Annotated in this window: 14 protein-coding genes; 4 read left to right on the top strand and 10 right to left on the bottom strand. The window is 55.2% G+C overall.

The annotated features are described in order from the left end of the window. Positions 1-25 precede the first annotated feature (25 nt). Positions 26-2,299 (bottom strand): ABC transporter permease, encoded by a 2,274-nt coding sequence (locus C5Y96_RS15775; protein WP_105355214.1) that lies wholly within the window; start codon positions 2,297-2,299, stop codon positions 26-28. Between the two features lie 42 nt (positions 2,300-2,341). Then, positions 2,342-3,295 (bottom strand): ABC transporter ATP-binding protein, encoded by a 954-nt coding sequence (locus C5Y96_RS15770; RefSeq protein ID WP_105355212.1) that lies wholly within the window; start codon positions 3,293-3,295, stop codon positions 2,342-2,344. A 273-nt stretch (positions 3,296-3,568) separates the two neighbouring features. Between C5Y96_RS15770 and C5Y96_RS15765 the strand changes: the two genes are divergently transcribed. Beyond that, complete coding sequence (locus tag C5Y96_RS15765) at positions 3,569-3,799, top strand: hypothetical protein (protein WP_105355210.1); 231 nt, start codon at positions 3,569-3,571, stop codon at positions 3,797-3,799. Between the two features lie 205 nt (positions 3,800-4,004). Here C5Y96_RS15765 and C5Y96_RS15760 read toward each other — a convergent pair whose 3' ends face one another. After that, positions 4,005-6,614, bottom strand: a complete 2,610-nt coding sequence (locus C5Y96_RS15760; protein ID WP_105355208.1) for a hypothetical protein — start codon at positions 6,612-6,614, stop codon at positions 4,005-4,007. A gap of 251 nt (positions 6,615-6,865) precedes the next feature. On the opposite strand from C5Y96_RS15760, the gene C5Y96_RS15755 reads away from it, so the two are divergent. The 3 genes from C5Y96_RS15755 (at position 6,866) to C5Y96_RS15745 (ending at position 9,490) form a co-directional block, all read left to right on the top strand. Beyond that, positions 6,866-7,216: a VOC family protein gene (locus tag C5Y96_RS15755; protein WP_105355206.1), complete on the top strand. Its 351-nt coding sequence runs from the start codon at positions 6,866-6,868 to the stop codon at positions 7,214-7,216. 202 nt (positions 7,217-7,418) lie between these two features. Continuing rightward, positions 7,419-7,940, top strand: coding sequence for a hypothetical protein (locus C5Y96_RS15750; RefSeq protein ID WP_105355204.1), 522 nt, complete (start codon positions 7,419-7,421; stop codon positions 7,938-7,940). 551 nt (positions 7,941-8,491) lie between these two features. Then, positions 8,492-9,490: a c-type cytochrome domain-containing protein gene (locus tag C5Y96_RS15745; RefSeq protein WP_105355202.1), complete on the top strand. Its 999-nt coding sequence runs from the start codon at positions 8,492-8,494 to the stop codon at positions 9,488-9,490. Between the two features lie 40 nt (positions 9,491-9,530). Here C5Y96_RS15745 and C5Y96_RS15740 read toward each other — a convergent pair whose 3' ends face one another. The 7 genes from C5Y96_RS15740 to C5Y96_RS15710 all read right to left on the bottom strand — a co-directional run bounded on the left by C5Y96_RS15740 (position 9,531) and on the right by C5Y96_RS15710 (position 17,112). Continuing rightward, the gene (locus C5Y96_RS15740; protein WP_105355200.1) at positions 9,531-10,355 is read right to left on the bottom strand and encodes a DUF2262 domain-containing protein; all 825 of its coding nucleotides are present in this window, start codon (positions 10,353-10,355) and stop codon (positions 9,531-9,533) included. 61 nt (positions 10,356-10,416) lie between these two features. Further along, positions 10,417-12,207 (bottom strand): S1C family serine protease, encoded by a 1,791-nt coding sequence (locus tag C5Y96_RS15735; protein WP_105355197.1) that lies wholly within the window; start codon positions 12,205-12,207, stop codon positions 10,417-10,419. A gap of 49 nt (positions 12,208-12,256) precedes the next feature. Then, positions 12,257-13,465, bottom strand: coding sequence for an SHD1 domain-containing protein (locus C5Y96_RS15730; RefSeq protein WP_105355194.1), 1,209 nt, complete (start codon positions 13,463-13,465; stop codon positions 12,257-12,259). A 131-nt stretch (positions 13,466-13,596) separates the two neighbouring features. Then, positions 13,597-14,868 carry a polysaccharide pyruvyl transferase family protein gene (locus C5Y96_RS15725; protein WP_105355191.1) on the bottom strand — a complete coding sequence of 424 codons (1,272 nt, stop codon included), beginning with the start codon at positions 14,866-14,868 and terminating at the stop codon, positions 13,597-13,599. A 245-nt stretch (positions 14,869-15,113) separates the two neighbouring features. After that, positions 15,114-15,446 carry a hypothetical protein gene (locus C5Y96_RS15720; protein ID WP_105355189.1) on the bottom strand — a complete coding sequence of 111 codons (333 nt, stop codon included), beginning with the start codon at positions 15,444-15,446 and terminating at the stop codon, positions 15,114-15,116. A gap of 267 nt (positions 15,447-15,713) precedes the next feature. Further along, the gene (locus C5Y96_RS15715) at positions 15,714-16,118 is read right to left on the bottom strand and encodes a hypothetical protein (protein ID WP_105355186.1); all 405 of its coding nucleotides are present in this window, start codon (positions 16,116-16,118) and stop codon (positions 15,714-15,716) included. Positions 16,119-16,224: 106 nt separating this feature from the next. Continuing rightward, entirely contained in the window at positions 16,225-17,112 is an 888-nt protein-coding gene (locus C5Y96_RS15710) for a DUF1559 domain-containing protein (RefSeq protein WP_105355343.1), read from the bottom strand. Positions 17,113-17,131 lie beyond the last annotated feature (19 nt).

Here is a 17,131-nt window from a genome sequence, read left to right as displayed (position 1 = left end):
CAATTACTCCCGGAGGCGTTCCCAACTACAAATCCAACCGGCTCACATAAAAACAGGTAACCCCCAGCATCACGCAGATGAAGATCAAATTGTGTACCACCGGCATGACGATGTTGTCGGCCATGCGTACCTCGCGAAGGTCGCCGGTTGATTGAGGGCCTTGGAAGGAACTGGTCGATTCGTCGGTCACCAGGTATTTCAGCAGGTTGTTCAGCTCACCGGGCTTGGGAAATACGTAGTAGATCGGTTCAATGATCCAGTCATACGTGAATCGCCACCAGTCCGAATCGGGCCAATAGGTCTGAATCGATTCGCCACTGGCCAGCGAGCGAACTTGAACGCGAGTCTTATTGTCAGCGAAGATCAAATTGTCTTCGTCGAACGCAATCGCCGAGGCGTCGCTATCGATCCGACTACCCTCCCCTGCCTCGACGTCGTACAGCCAGAGTGCTCCGTCGTGAAACAGTACGGCGATGTACTTTCCATCGCGGCTTGTTTCCAGGCTACTAGGGGGCGTATCGCCGGCCGGCCGAAAGCTCTTTTGCACTTGCAATGTCTTCGCATCGCGAAGTTCGATGTGACCATGTGCATCCGCCACAACGGCGACTTTCCCGGTTAGTCCGACCGCGGTTTCTCCTTCGCTTTCGCGCTTCGCCTCGGTGGCGACGATGTAACCTTTCTTCGCATCACGCTCTAGCAGATAGAGCGTTCCTTGATTCTCCACCAGCAATCGATCCGACGCAGGGTCGATCGCGGCGGCAAACGGCGGGAAGTACGGCACCCCTTTGTCGGGACCGATTCGCTTAAACGCGTTGTTGCCCCCCAGCGGAATATCAAAACCAAGGAACTTGGTCTTCTTCTGCGTTCCGTCCCCTTCGTACAGAAAGACGCCAGCCGAGCTTACCACCAGGACATTATCGTTGGCATCTTGCAAGATCCACGAAGCCCCCGTTGGCGGATTCGGCCCAGCTTCTGCGACCCAATTGCCGGACCACTTGGCCGTCAGGAATGAAGTACTGCTGCCACCACGGCGACGTCCTCCTCCGCTGGTCGGCTGCTGCAGGTACATCATGCTTTGGGTCGGCTCGTTGTAAATCGGACCGATCAAGATCGACTGCATCGCAAACTGCTCAGGCCCGCGGCGTTCGCTTTGCAGCACAACTTCCCACGTTCGCAGTGTTTCGTTCCACTGCACGAATTGCCCTACCTGGGTCACCCCTACCAGCCCTTCTTCCGTTTCGACCAATCGCACCAGCCGCGTTGGATTGACGATAAATGGCTCGAAGATCGAGGTCTTCAAGAAGCCAATCCCAAAGCAGGCATAAAAGAAGAGCACTGTCACCACGATCGAGACGATTGAGTTCCGCCACATCACTCCAGCCAATACCGATACGCAGTAGTAGATGGCAAACTGAAACAGGAACACGGGAATACAGAGAAGCAGCGCGTTGCTCCACACATCGAATCGCCACCCCACGATCAGCCACAGCCCGACTAGGAAGTAGGTCACGCTCAATAGGACGAACGCGCACCCGCCCAGGTACTTGGCCAGAATCAACAGCGAACGCGAGATCGGCTTGCTTAGCAGAAGATCGATCGCCCCTGGCTCGAACGTCCGCGGCATGATCGGCGCGGTAACCAGGATCGCCACAAAGATCGCGAACATCCCCACAAATACGTCGATGAACGCGGTCAGCACATACTTCACCGTCATCGAGAACATGTCTTGCGTGATGGGCAGCGGCAGCGGTTGCCACATCAGCGGGTAGGTCAAATACAATTGTTCGGCCGGCACGTTCCCCAGATACACCGGGTACGCATCGCGCATCAGCAGGCGATTGAAGTACGTGAGGTCGTCCCCCTTCAGTTTCTCAGGTCCCTGCTTCAGCAGCACCTTGGTCTCTTCGCCCAGCTTGACGTCCTTCCAGGCCGCTTCGCTGAAGAACTCCTTCCTGGTGAGCACTTCGTTCAAGCCATCGACCACGTCGTTCACCTGCTGGCCACTGAACTTCGCGGACTCCTGCGCACTCACCAGTTCTTTCAGTGGCCCGCCGGCCAGCGTGACGATACGCTTGCCGGGGCTTTCTCCTTCGGCACTATTCTGTTGCCGCAGTTCATTCACGAAGGAAGGAACGTCGCGAATGCTCATGCGGTGCAGCGTTACCATTCGCTTGGTTTCGTAACCCAGCGGAGCGATCGCCAGAAGAACCAGTGTTAGCGCGAGCAGCAGAATGTACAGCACGCGGGAAACGAATGCCTCGTGAAACGAGTCGTAGATAACGGTCAAATAAGGTCGCATCAGGGATGTCAGCTCAATGTTCGAGATTCGTAGCAGGCTTAATTACTCGACCGTTTCGGCAGAGACGATATTCAAGAAGGCGTCTTCCAGGGACGTGCGAAGTCGCCGCATTTCTAGAATGTCGATGTTCTTTTGTCGCAAGGCATCGACACAGCGATTGAGCGCGGCCTGATCTTCAGCCGAAACAATCACCCGGGCCAGGTGATCGCCATCGCTCTGCCACGGCTCGGTCTCGGCGAAGGTCAACGCGTACTGCATATCGTCGAGCGATCCTTGCAGTACGAACTCCATCCGTGCACTGGGCTGCTTGGTGATCTCTTCGATCGTCCCCAGTTTCTGCACGCGCCCCGCCGCCAGGATCGCGGCTTGATCGCATACCAGTTCTATCTCTTGCAGTTGATGGCTGTTGAGGAAGATGGTCGTTCCTTCCTGCTGCAACTCTTTTAGCAACCGTCGCACGTCCGCGCGGCCGACCGGGTCGACCCCGTCGGTCGGTTCGTCCAAGACCAACAGTTCCGGATTGTGCAGCAGGGCCTGAGCGATCCCCAGTCGCTGCTGCATCCCTTTCGAGTACTTATGAACCGGCGTCTGTCCCCACTTCGATAAACCGACACGCTCGAGCAGGGCCGGTCGCTTATGCAACACTTCGCGCCGGCTCAAGCCGCTCAGACCGCCGTAGTAGATCATCGCGGCGTTGCCCGTCAAATGTCGTGGAAAGCGGTGATGCTCTGGCAGGTAACCGATCTTCATGCGTCCGACACGATCACCCAGCGGACGTCCCAGCAGACTGCCCCCCCCAGAGGATCGCTTCACCAGGCCGAGCAGCACTTTGATCAACGTCGTCTTGCCGGCACCGTTGGGGCCAAGCAGCCCAAAGATACAGCCCCGGGGGACTTCCAAGGTCACACCGCGTAGCGCATTGACCTGTTTGCGAACGAAAAGACCTTCACGATACGTCTTATGAAGATCGTGGACTTCGATAATGGAGTCTGACATGAGGCGCAGTACAGGCCGGTAGACAACCTGTCAGATGGGAACGAAAGACATCGATGGTAACCGCTTACCAGGGGTATACCAATTCAAATTCACATTAGCTTCACCCCAGGGGGATGATTTGCCGTAGTTTCTCAGAAATAAGTCCACGCCGAAATGGCACGCCACTTGCAACTGCCTGATTCGGCAAATTGTGGTAATGCTTCCCGTGCCGTGGATTGAGGAACATCTTGATCCACGCCCTGAGAAGTTGGAACAGAATATGAGGTACGGAAAATGACTTTGTGGATCATCCTTCTGGTTGTCGTTATGTTGGTCGCCTTGAGCGGGGCAAGTTATGGCTATGCGTCGCGTCCCGCAGATGGCCCCTACCCTGTCTACACGGCACCACTTGGCGGCCTGGCAAGCTTGCTGCTGATTGGTCTAATCGTGCTCTTGATTCTAGGTATGACCAGTGGCTTTGAAGGTTTCACCGTCGATCTTCCCACCATCACGGTCGACAACTAAGCAGAAAAATAACCGCTCGCTCCCTTCCCGGTGTGCGATGGCGATAAGAGGATTCGGCTGGAGCGACAAGCCTCGGACGAATTCACATAAACGAGAAGGCCTGCCTGAGAAAACCTCAGGCAGGCCTTTTTTCGTGTTTCATCAACACGGGACGATTGGTCTTTTGTCGACCAAATTTGTCGAAATTCGTTCACTACGAATACGACTACCTTCTCTGCGAAGCCGACTGGCGACCAGCAACCGTCCAGTTGGCTGACTCTTTCCCTGGTGGGCCTAACCACTGCTCAATCACTTTCAGGGGCGGCGCGTCTTCCAGTTCGTCCCAATCCTGATCACTACCCGCGATCCACTGGTTGGCTTCCTTGTCGAGTTGCAGCCAGGCTTCACTGTACGTTCGCATCTGGTCGCTGCTCAGCTTCCACGAAAGAGGCGGATCGTTGTCTCCTTTGTAGGGAATGGATACCACCTTGAACTGAATCGGATAAAGCCCCGGGCCGGTTCGGTGTTGTCGATCGAACGAATCATCGTGAGGCGCATGCCCCCCCGACGATGTCCCAGTGTGCTGCGTGCTGGTGGGCGTGGTGAGTGGTGTGTCAGAGTACTGCGACATTCGATGCCAAGCGTTGCGTTGGGCCTGCATACTAATCGGCGAGTCGCTGGCAAACGCTGGTGGATCCTGCTCGCGTGGACCGCGGCGTTCCCCTCGTCGAGTCATCTGGCGAATGACCCACATCACCTCTTGTTCGCTCAACGTTCGATCTTGCAGCAATCCGACTTCTAAACGACCACGCTCGGCCTGAGAGGCACCTCGAACGTTGCTCAAGCCCAACAACGGACCGATCGTGGCATAGCTTAACGCTTCGATCTGCCCGCCCGATTCTTTGATCTCAGGGTGACCGGTGCTGGTACCGTAGTTATCGATATTGATCAACAAGATCCGGTCGAACGGGCGTTCGCTGGGTGGCAGCTTGCTGAACCGATCGATCAGCTGGCTGACCGATTCCAGCGCGGTCATAATGCCATCGTTGTCGGCGTACGCGCCGTCGCCAATGCGTACCGACGGCATCACCTCTTGCCCCTCTTCACCGCGAACCGGACGACTGATCGGCGTGACATAAGGAAAAGAAGCCGACAGACGAACGGCCGTGGCGACGTTCATATCCAAATCGTTCTGACGCAGGTCGAACGCGCACGTGTGCTCGTTGCAGACCAAACCGTGCGCGTGGGTATCGCTCGAATCATCTCGAATCGCCGTTGATCCCAATAGCACGCGTCGCCCAGACTTCACGTCGGTCGCGTTGAACACCATCACCGGCATATGACCACTGCGAGCCTGAATCCCCCAGTCGCTCAGGCTGGGCGAACCTTGCTCGCCGGTACGCAGGGTGAAATCCCAGAAGCGTTCGATGGCCGTTCCACGATCGTACGGAGTCAGTGGCAACAGGTCATGAAACGTGGCTGCAAAGAAGATCGGTTCCAGGCACGAAAGCTTGGCCCGCTCGCGCACTTCTTCCATCGAGACCTTGCTCTGCGGCGAGCTGATCGCATCCATGTAATACATCGAGCCGACACTTCCGCCGGAGACCGAACTGATCATCCCCAACGATTGACGAAACGTATCAGGCCAGCGTTCGTCCAGGCGTGTCAAAACTTCCGCCGACCAGGCCGCTGCGTGGATACCACCCCCAGGTGCGGTCACGACAATCAACGTTCGCTGGTCGTGTTGCCGCGGATCATGCGAGCGACTGGCGGGAATCTTCTTCGCTTCGATGGCTTCCACTAATGTTGGGCTCTGCCAACGAGCCATTTCAACTTGAAACTCGTAGTCGCGTGAGAGGAACAGCGCCAGTGCAAACGCCGACGCTGCCAGCAATGTCGAAACACGAAAACGATCTAACCAGAACGCCATACCCGAAGCAAACGTCGAAAGGATCGCCACGACCAAAGCAAAGTGCCCCAGCGTAGGAATCACCTTGGAAATGTTACTGCCGGGAAACACGACGTGATCGAAGATCCCCAGGCCGAAGGTCATCACCAACAGCAGAAACAAAAGCAGTGCCAATTCCAAGTGGCCGGCCAGCGGACGTTCGACGCCGTTAGGATCTTTGATCGAGTAACCAGGCCCACGCACCATCCCAATGCGGGCCAGCATCACGGCGATCCCCTTAGGCAGCTTGGCAACCTCGTTGGGATCGTTCAGCAAGTCGTCGTGAACGTGATGCAAACATTCGAAAGGGAAGATCCCTCGCAGAGGGACGACGCCAGGCAGAACGTACTTCCGCAGAAAGCTCAAAAGCAATAGCAAGATCGTCGCAACGAGCCCGCCGGCAATGAACCCACCGTACAACTCTTCAGCAGTGATCAACGCCGTGTTGACCCTCAGGTTCAAGTCGGCCACCATCGTGAGCGCCGGCATCGGCAGCAACACCCACAACAGCCACAACCAACCGGGCCACCCTGCCCCGCGTTTGCGCGAGGTTTCCATTAAGTCCTTCAGATCACGTTTCTCACGATCGGAAGGTTCGCCGGAGATCTGGTTCCACCAGGTAAAACGCTCAGGCCCATGAGCCAGGCCGATGCGAATTTGCAGGATCAATAGCGCCGCCGTCACGTACCAGGCAAACGAAGCCAAGATCGCTTGCGAGAAGCTGTCGATCAGCAGGCCGTTCTCCATCAACAGGGGCAGCGCAAATCGCGACAGCGGGACGATCGTTAGTAAGACGACCAGTGCCCCGATCGAAAAGCGACAACCGCTCGTGACATTAAAAAAGTCAGCCAGTTGCTGGCGCAAAGAATCGTTTCGCTCCGGCGACATCCTGCCTACCCCTATTCCTTAAATACCCAACAAGGCCCCCTGCCCTGCTGCCTGCTCGCCCGGCTTGGCGAGAAATCTATTGTCCTACCCTCCTTATCGGCTATTTGGTGAAAGATTGACGATTTTGCGTGTGCATCGGATCAGAGATTTTGGAGATTTTATACCGCCGAGAACCCGTACTTCCTGCTAGCAGTGCCGGCTCTCCGCTGTAAGCTGAAAGCATCGCTCCTCATCTCATCGAAAGGCAAACCATGCAAGTCAAACGAATCGTCGCTAATACCCACACGCCTGATCCGGCCAAAGCACAGGCCTTTTACGGCGACCTCCTGGGGCTCGAATTGTTGATGGACATGGGATTTATCCAGACGTACGGCTCGACGCAGCAAATGACCGTGCAGATCAGCTTCGCACAGGAAGGTGGCGGCGGCACCCCCGTGCCGCACCTTTCGATTGAAGTGGATGACTTCGAGGCGGCCGTCGCGAAGTTCGAGGAAGCGCAAATCCCCTTCGAGTACGGACCAATCACCGAACCATGGGGAGTACGTCGATTCTTCGTTTTCGATCCCTTTCGAAATCTCGTGAACATCATGCAGCACGCGTAACAGCCAGCCCCAAGGTCGATTTCAGCCATACCCACGGCTTCATTACGGGAGCGGAAAACGCGATAAAACGGGGCTCGCGAATTCTTCGCAATTACTCACCGTTTTTTCCTGGCATGTCGTATTGCGCAAGATAAAAATTGAGGGCACGTTTCCTGTAAACGATCTCCTCTCCCCTGCCCTTCTCGACCAAAAGGGTTTCGCCATGGCTCGTGCGATTGTCGCTATCGTGTCGGTGTTGTTTCTCTCCATTGGCGGTTGCTCCTTCGGCCCTCCCACACCCGAGCAGATGAAGCAGATGGTTATCGGCCAGTGGGCCGCCAATTCGTCGGCCATCGCCAACGCCGCACGGGCCATGAAGATCAGCAGTCAGAATCCCGGTGCCTCACCCAGCGAAGCAACGGCCGCCGGCCGCGCGATGGGGAACATGGCACTTGAATTCCGCGAAGATGGTGCCGTGTTGGCTGCTTTCCAGAATCTTGTGCTTGAGGGAACTTGGACCTTCGACGCCGAGAACACGATGGTGGAAATGGATCTGACACAGACTCCACCCCTTCCCGAAGGGCAGGCAGAGCCCAGCAAGACGGCCTGGGTCGCGATCCTCGATCCTGAAAAACAGAAGATGCAACTCTTCATGTTCAATCGCGAAGCCTACAACTTCTTTCAGACCATGGACGAGAAAACCAAGAAGAACTCCGTGATCTTCCGACTCGAAAAAAAGAGCTAGTGGTATTTCTTAGTGACATCCCAGGGAATGCTTTCGTACTGCTGGCCCAAATGAAACGACCATACGGGGGCATCTCTTCCCTGAATCTCTATCCCGCGATCAACCTTCTCAGATGCAGGTGTTTAATCTCGAAAGGCAAAAAGCATACCTCAAGCGTGATTTCGCGAGACGTAAGTTAAGGTTAGCAAATCAATTGAGTCGTTTTAGCGTTCAAGCCTAACTTTCGAGGATCCTTGCCAAATCGCGCTTGCCATACGCTCGCATCGATGAAAAAATAGAATCATGGCTTCAGGCCTCCCCTAATGAGCCATTCCCGCCTTGGACCTTCCCCGCCTACAACTTAAAACATCGTTTCTCACATTCGCCACCAACGGTGGCGAAGAGAGTAAGCTATGAGAAGCGATTCAAACGGATGATTGCTGCAGTAGTCTCCCAAAGTGATGCCTACTTGGTAAGTTATTCAGCTTGCGTAAAATCGCTTAACGTCAGCCGTGTTGCCAGTCGTCCCACCTTCCCAGTCATGGCAGCCAACCATCAATCAGGAAGCTTCGATGTACGTTCGCATATTACTTGGAATCACGCTTAGTCTGACCATCTCGAGCATTGTCTGTGCTGAGAAACTCGTTGACTTTCGCCGCGACGTGCAGCCGGTCCTGGAAGTACGCTGCCTGTCTTGCCATGGCCCTGACAAAGCGAAGAACGACTTCCGCGTCGATGATCCCGACATGATGGGAGACTATATCGAGCCAGGCGACTTGGAATCGAGCTCGCTCTGGACAGACTACCTGATCACCGACGATCCTTCGTTGAAGATGCCTCCGGCCAGCGACACCCATCACGAAGGGATGACCGCCGCCGAGTTGGCCACCATCAAGCTGTGGATCGAAGAAGGGGCCGATCACGACTGGTTCACCCCCGATCCGGCCGGCGAATCTGAAACCACTGACGTCGCAGCCGAAGCCACGACCCCGGTTTCCGAGCTCAGCACGCCCTACAAAGTGTGGCTGTTCCAGGGACTGTTCCACCCGGCGATGACGCACTTGCCGGTCGGCTTGCTTTCGATCTCGCTGGTCTTCCTCGTCCTCTCTGTATTCGCAGGCAAGTCGTTCGAGTCGGCTGCGTTTCATTGCCTGTGGGTCGGAGCATTGGGTGCCGTGATGGCCTGTGTGTCTGGCTGGTCGTATGCCATTCACGAAGGATACGGCATGAGTTTCTCGTTCAGTAGCGATATCGATCGCCATCGCTGGCTGGGGGTTATCCTGGCTGCCGGATCGCTGGCGTTAATCCCAATCGCCTACCAGGCCGTGAAGGGGGGAACAGGCAATGCCAAGATGAAAACAGGCTGGTTCCTGGGAGCCTTGGTCGTCGCCATGTGTGTATCGATCGTCGGCTTTCAAGGTGGTGAACTCGTCTATGGCGAAGGTCACTACGAGAAAGAATTCAACCATCTCTTTCTGACCGACAACACGCCTCCAACGCCGGAAGCAACGGACGTGGAAGCCGCGGCCGTCGAGGTTGAGGAAGTCGCCGAACCTGAAGCGTCGCAGTAGCGACGACGAGGCCAGGTCAACCGGCCAATCCCGTGTTGATCTATGCAAAGCTGATCTCCATGTCATCGACTTCCGTCCCCCATCCGTCGATGCCATGATCGCCATATAACGCTTCGCTCAGACCGGTCAGGCAGAAGTGAACGACCCCCTCTTCCATACGAAAGCTTAAACCGCATGGCCAGCCGAGGTGCTTATTGAAAAGAGCCCGCGTCAACGGTCGATCCCCTTGCCACCACTCGTCGACCATCCCATCCATGTAATCTTCGAACGCGCTGTCTCTCCACTTGCCAAACCAAGCGTTACGCTGCTTCCAGAGCCCCTTGGCGGCAGCCAACATGGTGTCTAACTGCTCGGCATCGGCGGCTTCAAACTCGATCGACAGGGGCTGATTGCGAAACGTCTTCTCGCACGTGTAGACGCGAGACTTGCGATCGTATTTCAGCTGCCCGAAGACCTTGTCGGTGATCTCTTGCGGAGTCGCATTCTTCTTTGTCGGCGGTTTAACTAGCGGCTGCTTCGCCTTTTCGACGGAACCCACCAGCTTCACGAACGGCCGGAATATTCCCAGATTTTTGGGGCGTATACCGGTAAACTGGATCGCCCGCCCCCTGGGACACTGACGAACGAGTGTCGCAGAACTTTCCTTATCCCAATCGATGGCCCGCAAACTAAGCCCTTCGCGAATGATCGGGCCGTCACCGACCTGCCATGCGACGAGCAAAACGGTCACATCCCAAGTATTCTTCCGCTCGTTCGTAAGCCGTCTTGAGCCCCACGACTCGCTATCGATCAGCGCTGAGATTTCCACCGGTTTACCGACCGGCAGGTCCTTGAATGTCGTCACAATCTTCTTTGATTTCGCCATGATGACTTCTTACTGATTTTCCGTCATGCCACTAGCAACTCTTGGCTATCAGGTCACACGCCTAGCTGCTCAGGTCTAGCTTTGTCAGGCCATCGATTTTGGGCAGGGGCTCGGTAGATGGAGGTGCATTCATGTCGAATTTTGGCTGGCCAGTTCTATCTGGCGGAACGTAGTCGCTGCCAAGGGTACACTTATAGCTAACCGGCAAACTGGCGATCTCGCCATCGGCGGCGATATCGACCGTGCCGTCGAACTGGATTGATTTGACGCGTCCGGCTTTCTTATCGAACACAATCGTCGATTCACCTTTCAGGTGATAAAACGGAGTGCGTTGGTCTTCGTGTACCGTGGTCAGTTCGCACGTCTTTTTAATTTCCACCTCGTCACCACTGCGGCTGGAAATTCTGTAACTGGCGTGCTCAATCGCGGGATGATACACGTACGAGGCAACCTCCTTCAACTTGGGCCTCAGTCCAAAACGAAAGTGTTTTCCCAGGTAGGGATCGTTCTTCATAAAGCCGGCGAATTCATCTTCTTCGATCACAAACTTCGAGTCTTTCTTCTGCGGAACGATCCTCACGTCGGTAAAGTCCCATTCCTCGACGTCGCTGTCGGGCAGTCGCTCAAGGCCTGCGGTGCTTAATATCGCGACGAAAGGCGGCACGAAGTGTTCACCGTTGTTGAACGAAACTTCACCAAAAGGCTTGATCAGCAGGTGCCCCCTATCAACAACGGGCTCCGCGTCGCTGATCTTGAAGATACCGCTCCAGCCTTCCCTCTTTTCAAATAATTCCAACTTGCCGTAGAAGGAAAGCAGACCATCATCTGCGATCCCGACTCCGTTGGCACCCACGGTGACATTCAGCAAGGCAACCGACGGCGTAATACGCTTGGCGAGGTCGGGACCACGCAAATAGGGCTCTGTCGTATCGGCTTTCTGATAGGGAAGTTTCTGCTTGTCGAGCATGTTCGCGACACGATTGGCAGGCACCGCAAAACCGACATTGGAAAGGCCATCGCCTGAGAGCAGAGAGCTTGCCACGCCTGCGAGATGCCCCTTCTCGGTCACTACCGGCCCGCCGCTGTTGCCAGGATTAACCCCGGCGTCCAATTGAAACACACGATCGGCTTGTTCCTTATCAATGCCGGAAACCGTACCGCGAGAGATTTTCAAACTGTCGCCCAATACGTCGGTCAGAGGAAACCCCACGACGCGAACTTCCTCGGCCAACTGCACTTCATTGGAATCTATCAGTGGAATAGGCGTGAGTGGAGGCGCATCAATTCGAATGAGTGCCAGATCGTGCTTCCGGTCGATATCAACCACTTTGGCGGCGTAGTGACGGCCATCCAGCTTTGCTTTAATCTCAATCGCGCCTTCCACAACGTGTGCGCACGTGACGAGAAAGCCATCGGCATGCACAGCGAAGGCTGTACCCGTCGACTTGGTTTGCTCGATGGCACCGACATGCTTCTCGATCCGGTCAGGCGATGGCGTCAAGACTTCGTAGTTGAGAAAGCCATTCATCATCTTTTCTTTGCCCGGCAATTTGATCGACGACTCGACCCGGTACGAAAATTTACTGCCAGGTTTTAAGCGGTACTGAAGCTCGGTCGGTTTGACCTCGTAAGTTCTTTGGTCGGCAAACGAAACGACCTTGCCGGTGCTGTAGTCGACCGAAACCGGCGATTGAGGAGCTTCTCCTTGTGTTGGAGGAGTCCACCTGGCCCCCTGCCCTGCTCCTCCCGAAGCATTCGGGCTGGAAAGGTCCTCACTGCAGCCAGCTGCGGCGATCCACACCAGGGCGAGTAGCATTGAAACGCGATAACGCCCAAGCAGGCAAATGTTCATAACAGATCACTCAAAATGCGAAGAGATATCGAAAGAGAAACTCGCCTGATTAATCTTCAGCAAGACGCATCACGACCACGTCCTGATAATTTCCGGTGCGAGCAATCGCGATGTGTCGGTCGTCTGGCGAAAGCGCAGAGATGTCGGGCCCACTGGAAACCGTTGGGTCCAATCGGCTCAGCACATCTCCGGTGGCAGCATCCCAGATACGAATATCGTTCGATTCAAACGAGATCATCCTGGTGCCATCGCTGGTAAACCTGAAGTCATATTTCAAGCCGAATACTTTGATATGAAATCCTTCGCCCGTCGCGACATCTCGGATGTTTACGCCCATATCGCCGAAAATAACGAGTTGGCGGCCATTCGGAGAAAACACGGCCCCTCTCGAACTGAACCAACCCAACTTGACCGACTCAATCTCGCTCGATTTCGACAAGTCGAATAACTTCAACTCCGCTCCATCGGTCACCATCGCTTGCTGGCCGTTGGGGGTGATATAGCAGGCCGAGATTTCATTCTTGAAACTGCTAAACGTCGCAAGCTTTCTTCCGGAGTCAATCTCCCAGTAGATGACCTTGCCGTCTTTGCAGCCGGAAATCGCTCGAACGGAGTTGGACGAAAAAGCAATCGCTGTCACCTCGCGTCTGTGTCCGACAAGCGTCTTACGCGACTTGAGTTCGCCATCAGGAGCAACATCCCAAACGTGGATCACTCCTTCCGTGCCGGTCGCAAGCAGTTTCTTCCCATCAGGCGTGAATCGACACCTATTCACCTCTCGAAGATCAGGAACGTCGGTGACTCTGCTAACCCGGTTGCCTAACGTGAGATCGAACATATCGATGCCGTCATTGCCGCGACCTACCGCCAGGAAACGGCCAGTCTTGGAGAAATCCATCGACTTCGGACCATGATCAATTCGTTTGAATCGACACACAATTCCAGACTCCAAGCCCGCTGGTGCCAGAATCTTCGCGAAGCCGGATGCCCGCTGTTTCAGGTCGGGATTGCCTTCCAGAAACACAGCGATCTCTGGACGATCACGTAGGCTCTTCAGGTCGTCGTCCGACAACTTCTCAAGCGGAACCTTGATCGGATTTCCGTCAGACTTGCGCAGCTCTACCATTCCATCCTGGAACGATACAAACTCTGCGTCGATCTTGAACTTACCGGTGATATCGGTCCATTCGCGAGCGGCGGCAACACTGACCGTCAGACAAGCCAAGACGGCCAGCGCGGCAATTATGGGATGCTTCATCGAGCTTACCCCTCAGGTTTTATAGATAAGTACGAAAAGATCGTACTTTCCTGCGAAAGCACGATCAATCCTGAGGGGCCATTTCACGACATTTTTAACAAGCGTGAGATGCCAACTTATGGCCAAACTTTTCACGCCAATGCGTGACGTAGCGTCTTCATTGTTTCTAATTGGCGCTGCTCGACGAATGCTTTCGCTTTGGCGGCCTTGGCTTTGGCCGCTGCTGGGTTTTGCGCGATGGCGAGTACCGTCGATGGGACTCGCTCGTAGTCTTCCAGCGAGTCGAGATCGAACAGCCACTCGCCCAGGCCGATGTCTTCCCACATGAAGCCCTTGGTGGTCTGCTCGTCGAATCGGCAAACGACCGCCGGCACGCCATGGCCGATGCACATGATGGGGGAATGCATTTCGTTGCCAAACAGGCCGGCACTGCGAACATAAACGCTGACGGCTTCGCCGGTGAGCCAATAGTTTGGCCGCCACACAACTCGCTTCAGGATGTGCTCTGGCAGCTTGTCGATGATCATCTCTTTGCCGACCGCCATCTGTGTGCGGTCTTCGGGGCAGACGAGCACTTTCAGGTCGGTGTTGTTCACAACCTCGATGATCGCCTGACGCAGCGGAGCATGATCGTGATCTTTCATTTCTTCGTTGCGGGCATGCTTCTTCTCGTCGAACGCACGCCCTTCTTTGATCGTCCAATAGGGCGTGTATCGCAAGCGTGGAATGCAGCAGAGGAACTTGCCCGTTTCCAAGCCATGCTTCTTGAGGAACGCATCGGCCAGATCGGCAACACGCAGATCACAGGCAAACGCGCCGTCAGGACCGAACTCCATAACAGGCGACTTCGCTCCCAGGCTCTTGGCCAGTTCCCAACTTTTGCCGTCGCGGAAGTAAACAAAGCTCGCGCCGTTGAGCACCTCGACAGCCCGCTTCAATGCATCTTCGCTCTCAGCCGATGTCGAAGAGGACTTCTTCAGCGGGAAAGTGATGCCATAAATACCGTAAGGCTTGCCGGTCTTCTGGTGCCACTGAATGAGGTCGTTCTGGGCCACGATAGAAGCCCCGGAACCATGCAGCAGGAAGTCACACTCCAGGAAGGCCTGATCGAGTTCTTTGCTTCCCTTGGTGGCGATCTTCAGGCCGGGGAACTCACGCAGCAGAAGTTCGTCAACGCCGTTATCGACGCTGGATGGCCACAGTGTGACTTCCGCTTCGGGAATATGCTGCTTCAAAATCCTCAGCACGCCAGGCGTGTGGGCGATGTCGCCGATGTTGACAGTCTGCCACGAAGATCGCAGCAAAATCCGCGGCGGTCGTTTCGCATCTGCAGCGAAACTTGAGCGAATCGCCAGACCAAGAGTCGTGATACCAGAAGCGGAAAGAAACGTACGTCGATGCATGAGTGACAGATGCCTATGGGTGGGACTTCAATAATCAGGGGCAGGCGTTCGATGGCCGGTCGACTGATTATAACTTCTCGCCTCTTCTCTGCACATGAAAGACATAAGCGCATACAGAAGCCCGGGTTGATACCTACCGGAAGATTGAATTGCGCCACGATCCGGTCGCATCGCCCCTGCGGGGGAAAGGCCCTCTGTCCGGTCTGCATCGTTGGGCGGTAGTTCGCAGTTGGATGCGTTGGAACTTACTCCGTTGGAATCGGCAAGCTATCGGGGGCGGCCCTGGTAGCGGTGGTCGAAGTGAGATTCAGCGTCGGAGCCAGCATCGAGTTCTGACTGGTGAAGTCAGTTCCGATCAACGCGGTACCTGGCGTCTGGCCGTTGATGATCTCGAAGTTCAAGGCCGAGCCGGACGCGAGATTAAACTTGGTGCTGTCGGTGATCGTGTTGTTTCGCATCCGCAGGTTGAGGATTGCGTCGGTATCGAGGTTGACGTTCAACTGATCGTCATTAGGAGTCCCTAAGAAGGTGTTGCCATAGAAGTTCACGTTAGCGGTGACATCGCAGGCAATGTCCATGTAAAGCCCATTCGTCAGCGGGACGACAACTCACGGGGAGCATTGGCATGCGGCGTTCCTACAACCCAAGTCGGCAAATCATGTGCTAGCACCAGAAACATCATGTCTCTGCTTGAGTTTATCGACTTTTTCTGATGGGAAGCGTAGGAAGACTAAGTTCAGTTTGCGGGCTAAAAATGCATACTCCGGTTTGTTCTCTAACAAAAAAAAACGCGGCACCATTAGGTGCCGCGTTTCGTGAACATTCCGCTAGTTACTATCGATGTTTTACTCGGGCAAAGCGATATCGAACGTTTGCTGTGACTCTTGGATATCGACGGTCAATCCCGACGTATCGACACTGGCGTATTTCTGGGGAATCAGAACCGGGTTGGGTTCGTAGGTGCCAGGCTCGTTGGTGATGACGCCATCGGGACCTGGTTGGGGTGGCTTGGAAACTTGCACTGAGATCTTCGCCGACCCTTTGGGCAACCCGGAAATAACGTAGGTTCCATCTCCTTGGATATCGACACTTTCGACGGGACCTGCATCGCATTGGAACAAGATGGAACCGGAGTTCAATGGAGTTCCCTTGTAGGTCACCGTCCCCTTCAATTCGCTTTTGGAATCGGCGCATCCGATCAAAAGGGGGAGCAGGCAACAGCAGATTGCAGCAATACGGTAAAAGGTCATCTGATTAAGATTCCTGGAAGGTTAAGAAGCATGTAAGCAACGAGACCCTCAGAGTTTCGTTTCCGAGGGTCTCGCAAGTGAACGGCGAGCTTATGGGAATTCTGGATTAGTAATCACCCACGACGTTGCCATCGTTGTGCAGGGCCAGGTTCCACCAGACGGTGCCGTCGATAGTGGCCGGAATGAAGTGGACGCTGGCATCCACCAAGGCCACGTTCACACCGCCGGGGTGCCCCGAGGCGGTCGTTCGTAGCGAGTTGCAGCCCGTTTGTCGCTTCACGGTCTGAGGTACCGAAGTGATCCCGTATTCCAGTTGGCCGGTACCGCTGGGGCGGTCCTTGCCACCGCCGAACATCGGCATCCACTTCACGTTCCACACACCATGCGACCAGATGGTCCCTTCACTACCGCACTTCTGCAGCGATTCGGCGAACATCAACGTGTTGGAGGTACCATCGGTCACGTTGGCCAGGTTCTGCTGGGTGGCATTCTGGGTCGCGTCCGAGGTGGAGGCCTTACCGACGAACACGTTATAGTTCATTTCAAACGAACCGTATGTCCAGTCGGCGCTGTGCGTGTGGTTGGAACTGGTCGAGTCGGAAGGACAGATGTACGCTTCGACGATCTGACCACGGGCAGCCTTGTTACCCAGGCCGTTGGTGATGCGATTGTTGGCGTACGAGTCGAGCTGCGATTGATCGTACAGCGCCGTTTGTTCGATGTACGGCAGGATGTAGTAGAACAGCGTGCCGCGATTCATAACGCCGTTCAGGTTTTGCTCTTGGTAAGCGTAAGGAAACTTACGGTAGGTGTCGTGGAAGTTGTGCGTGGCGATACCCAACTGCTTCAACTGGTTGGTGCACTGCATACGACGAGCCGCTTCGCGAGCTTGTTGTACGGCAGGCAAAAGCAGGGCAATCAGAACGCCAATGATCGCAATCACGACCAAAAGTTCCACGAGCGTGAAGCCGCGAGCGCGGGAAGAGACATGCATACGAAGTTACCGCTTTCGT

This window comes from Blastopirellula marina (assembly GCF_002967715.1).
Taxonomy (GTDB): domain Bacteria; phylum Planctomycetota; class Planctomycetia; order Pirellulales; family Pirellulaceae; genus Bremerella; species Bremerella marina_B.
Note: the sequence above shows the minus strand (reverse complement) of the source record. Positions and strands in the feature narration are given on the sequence as shown.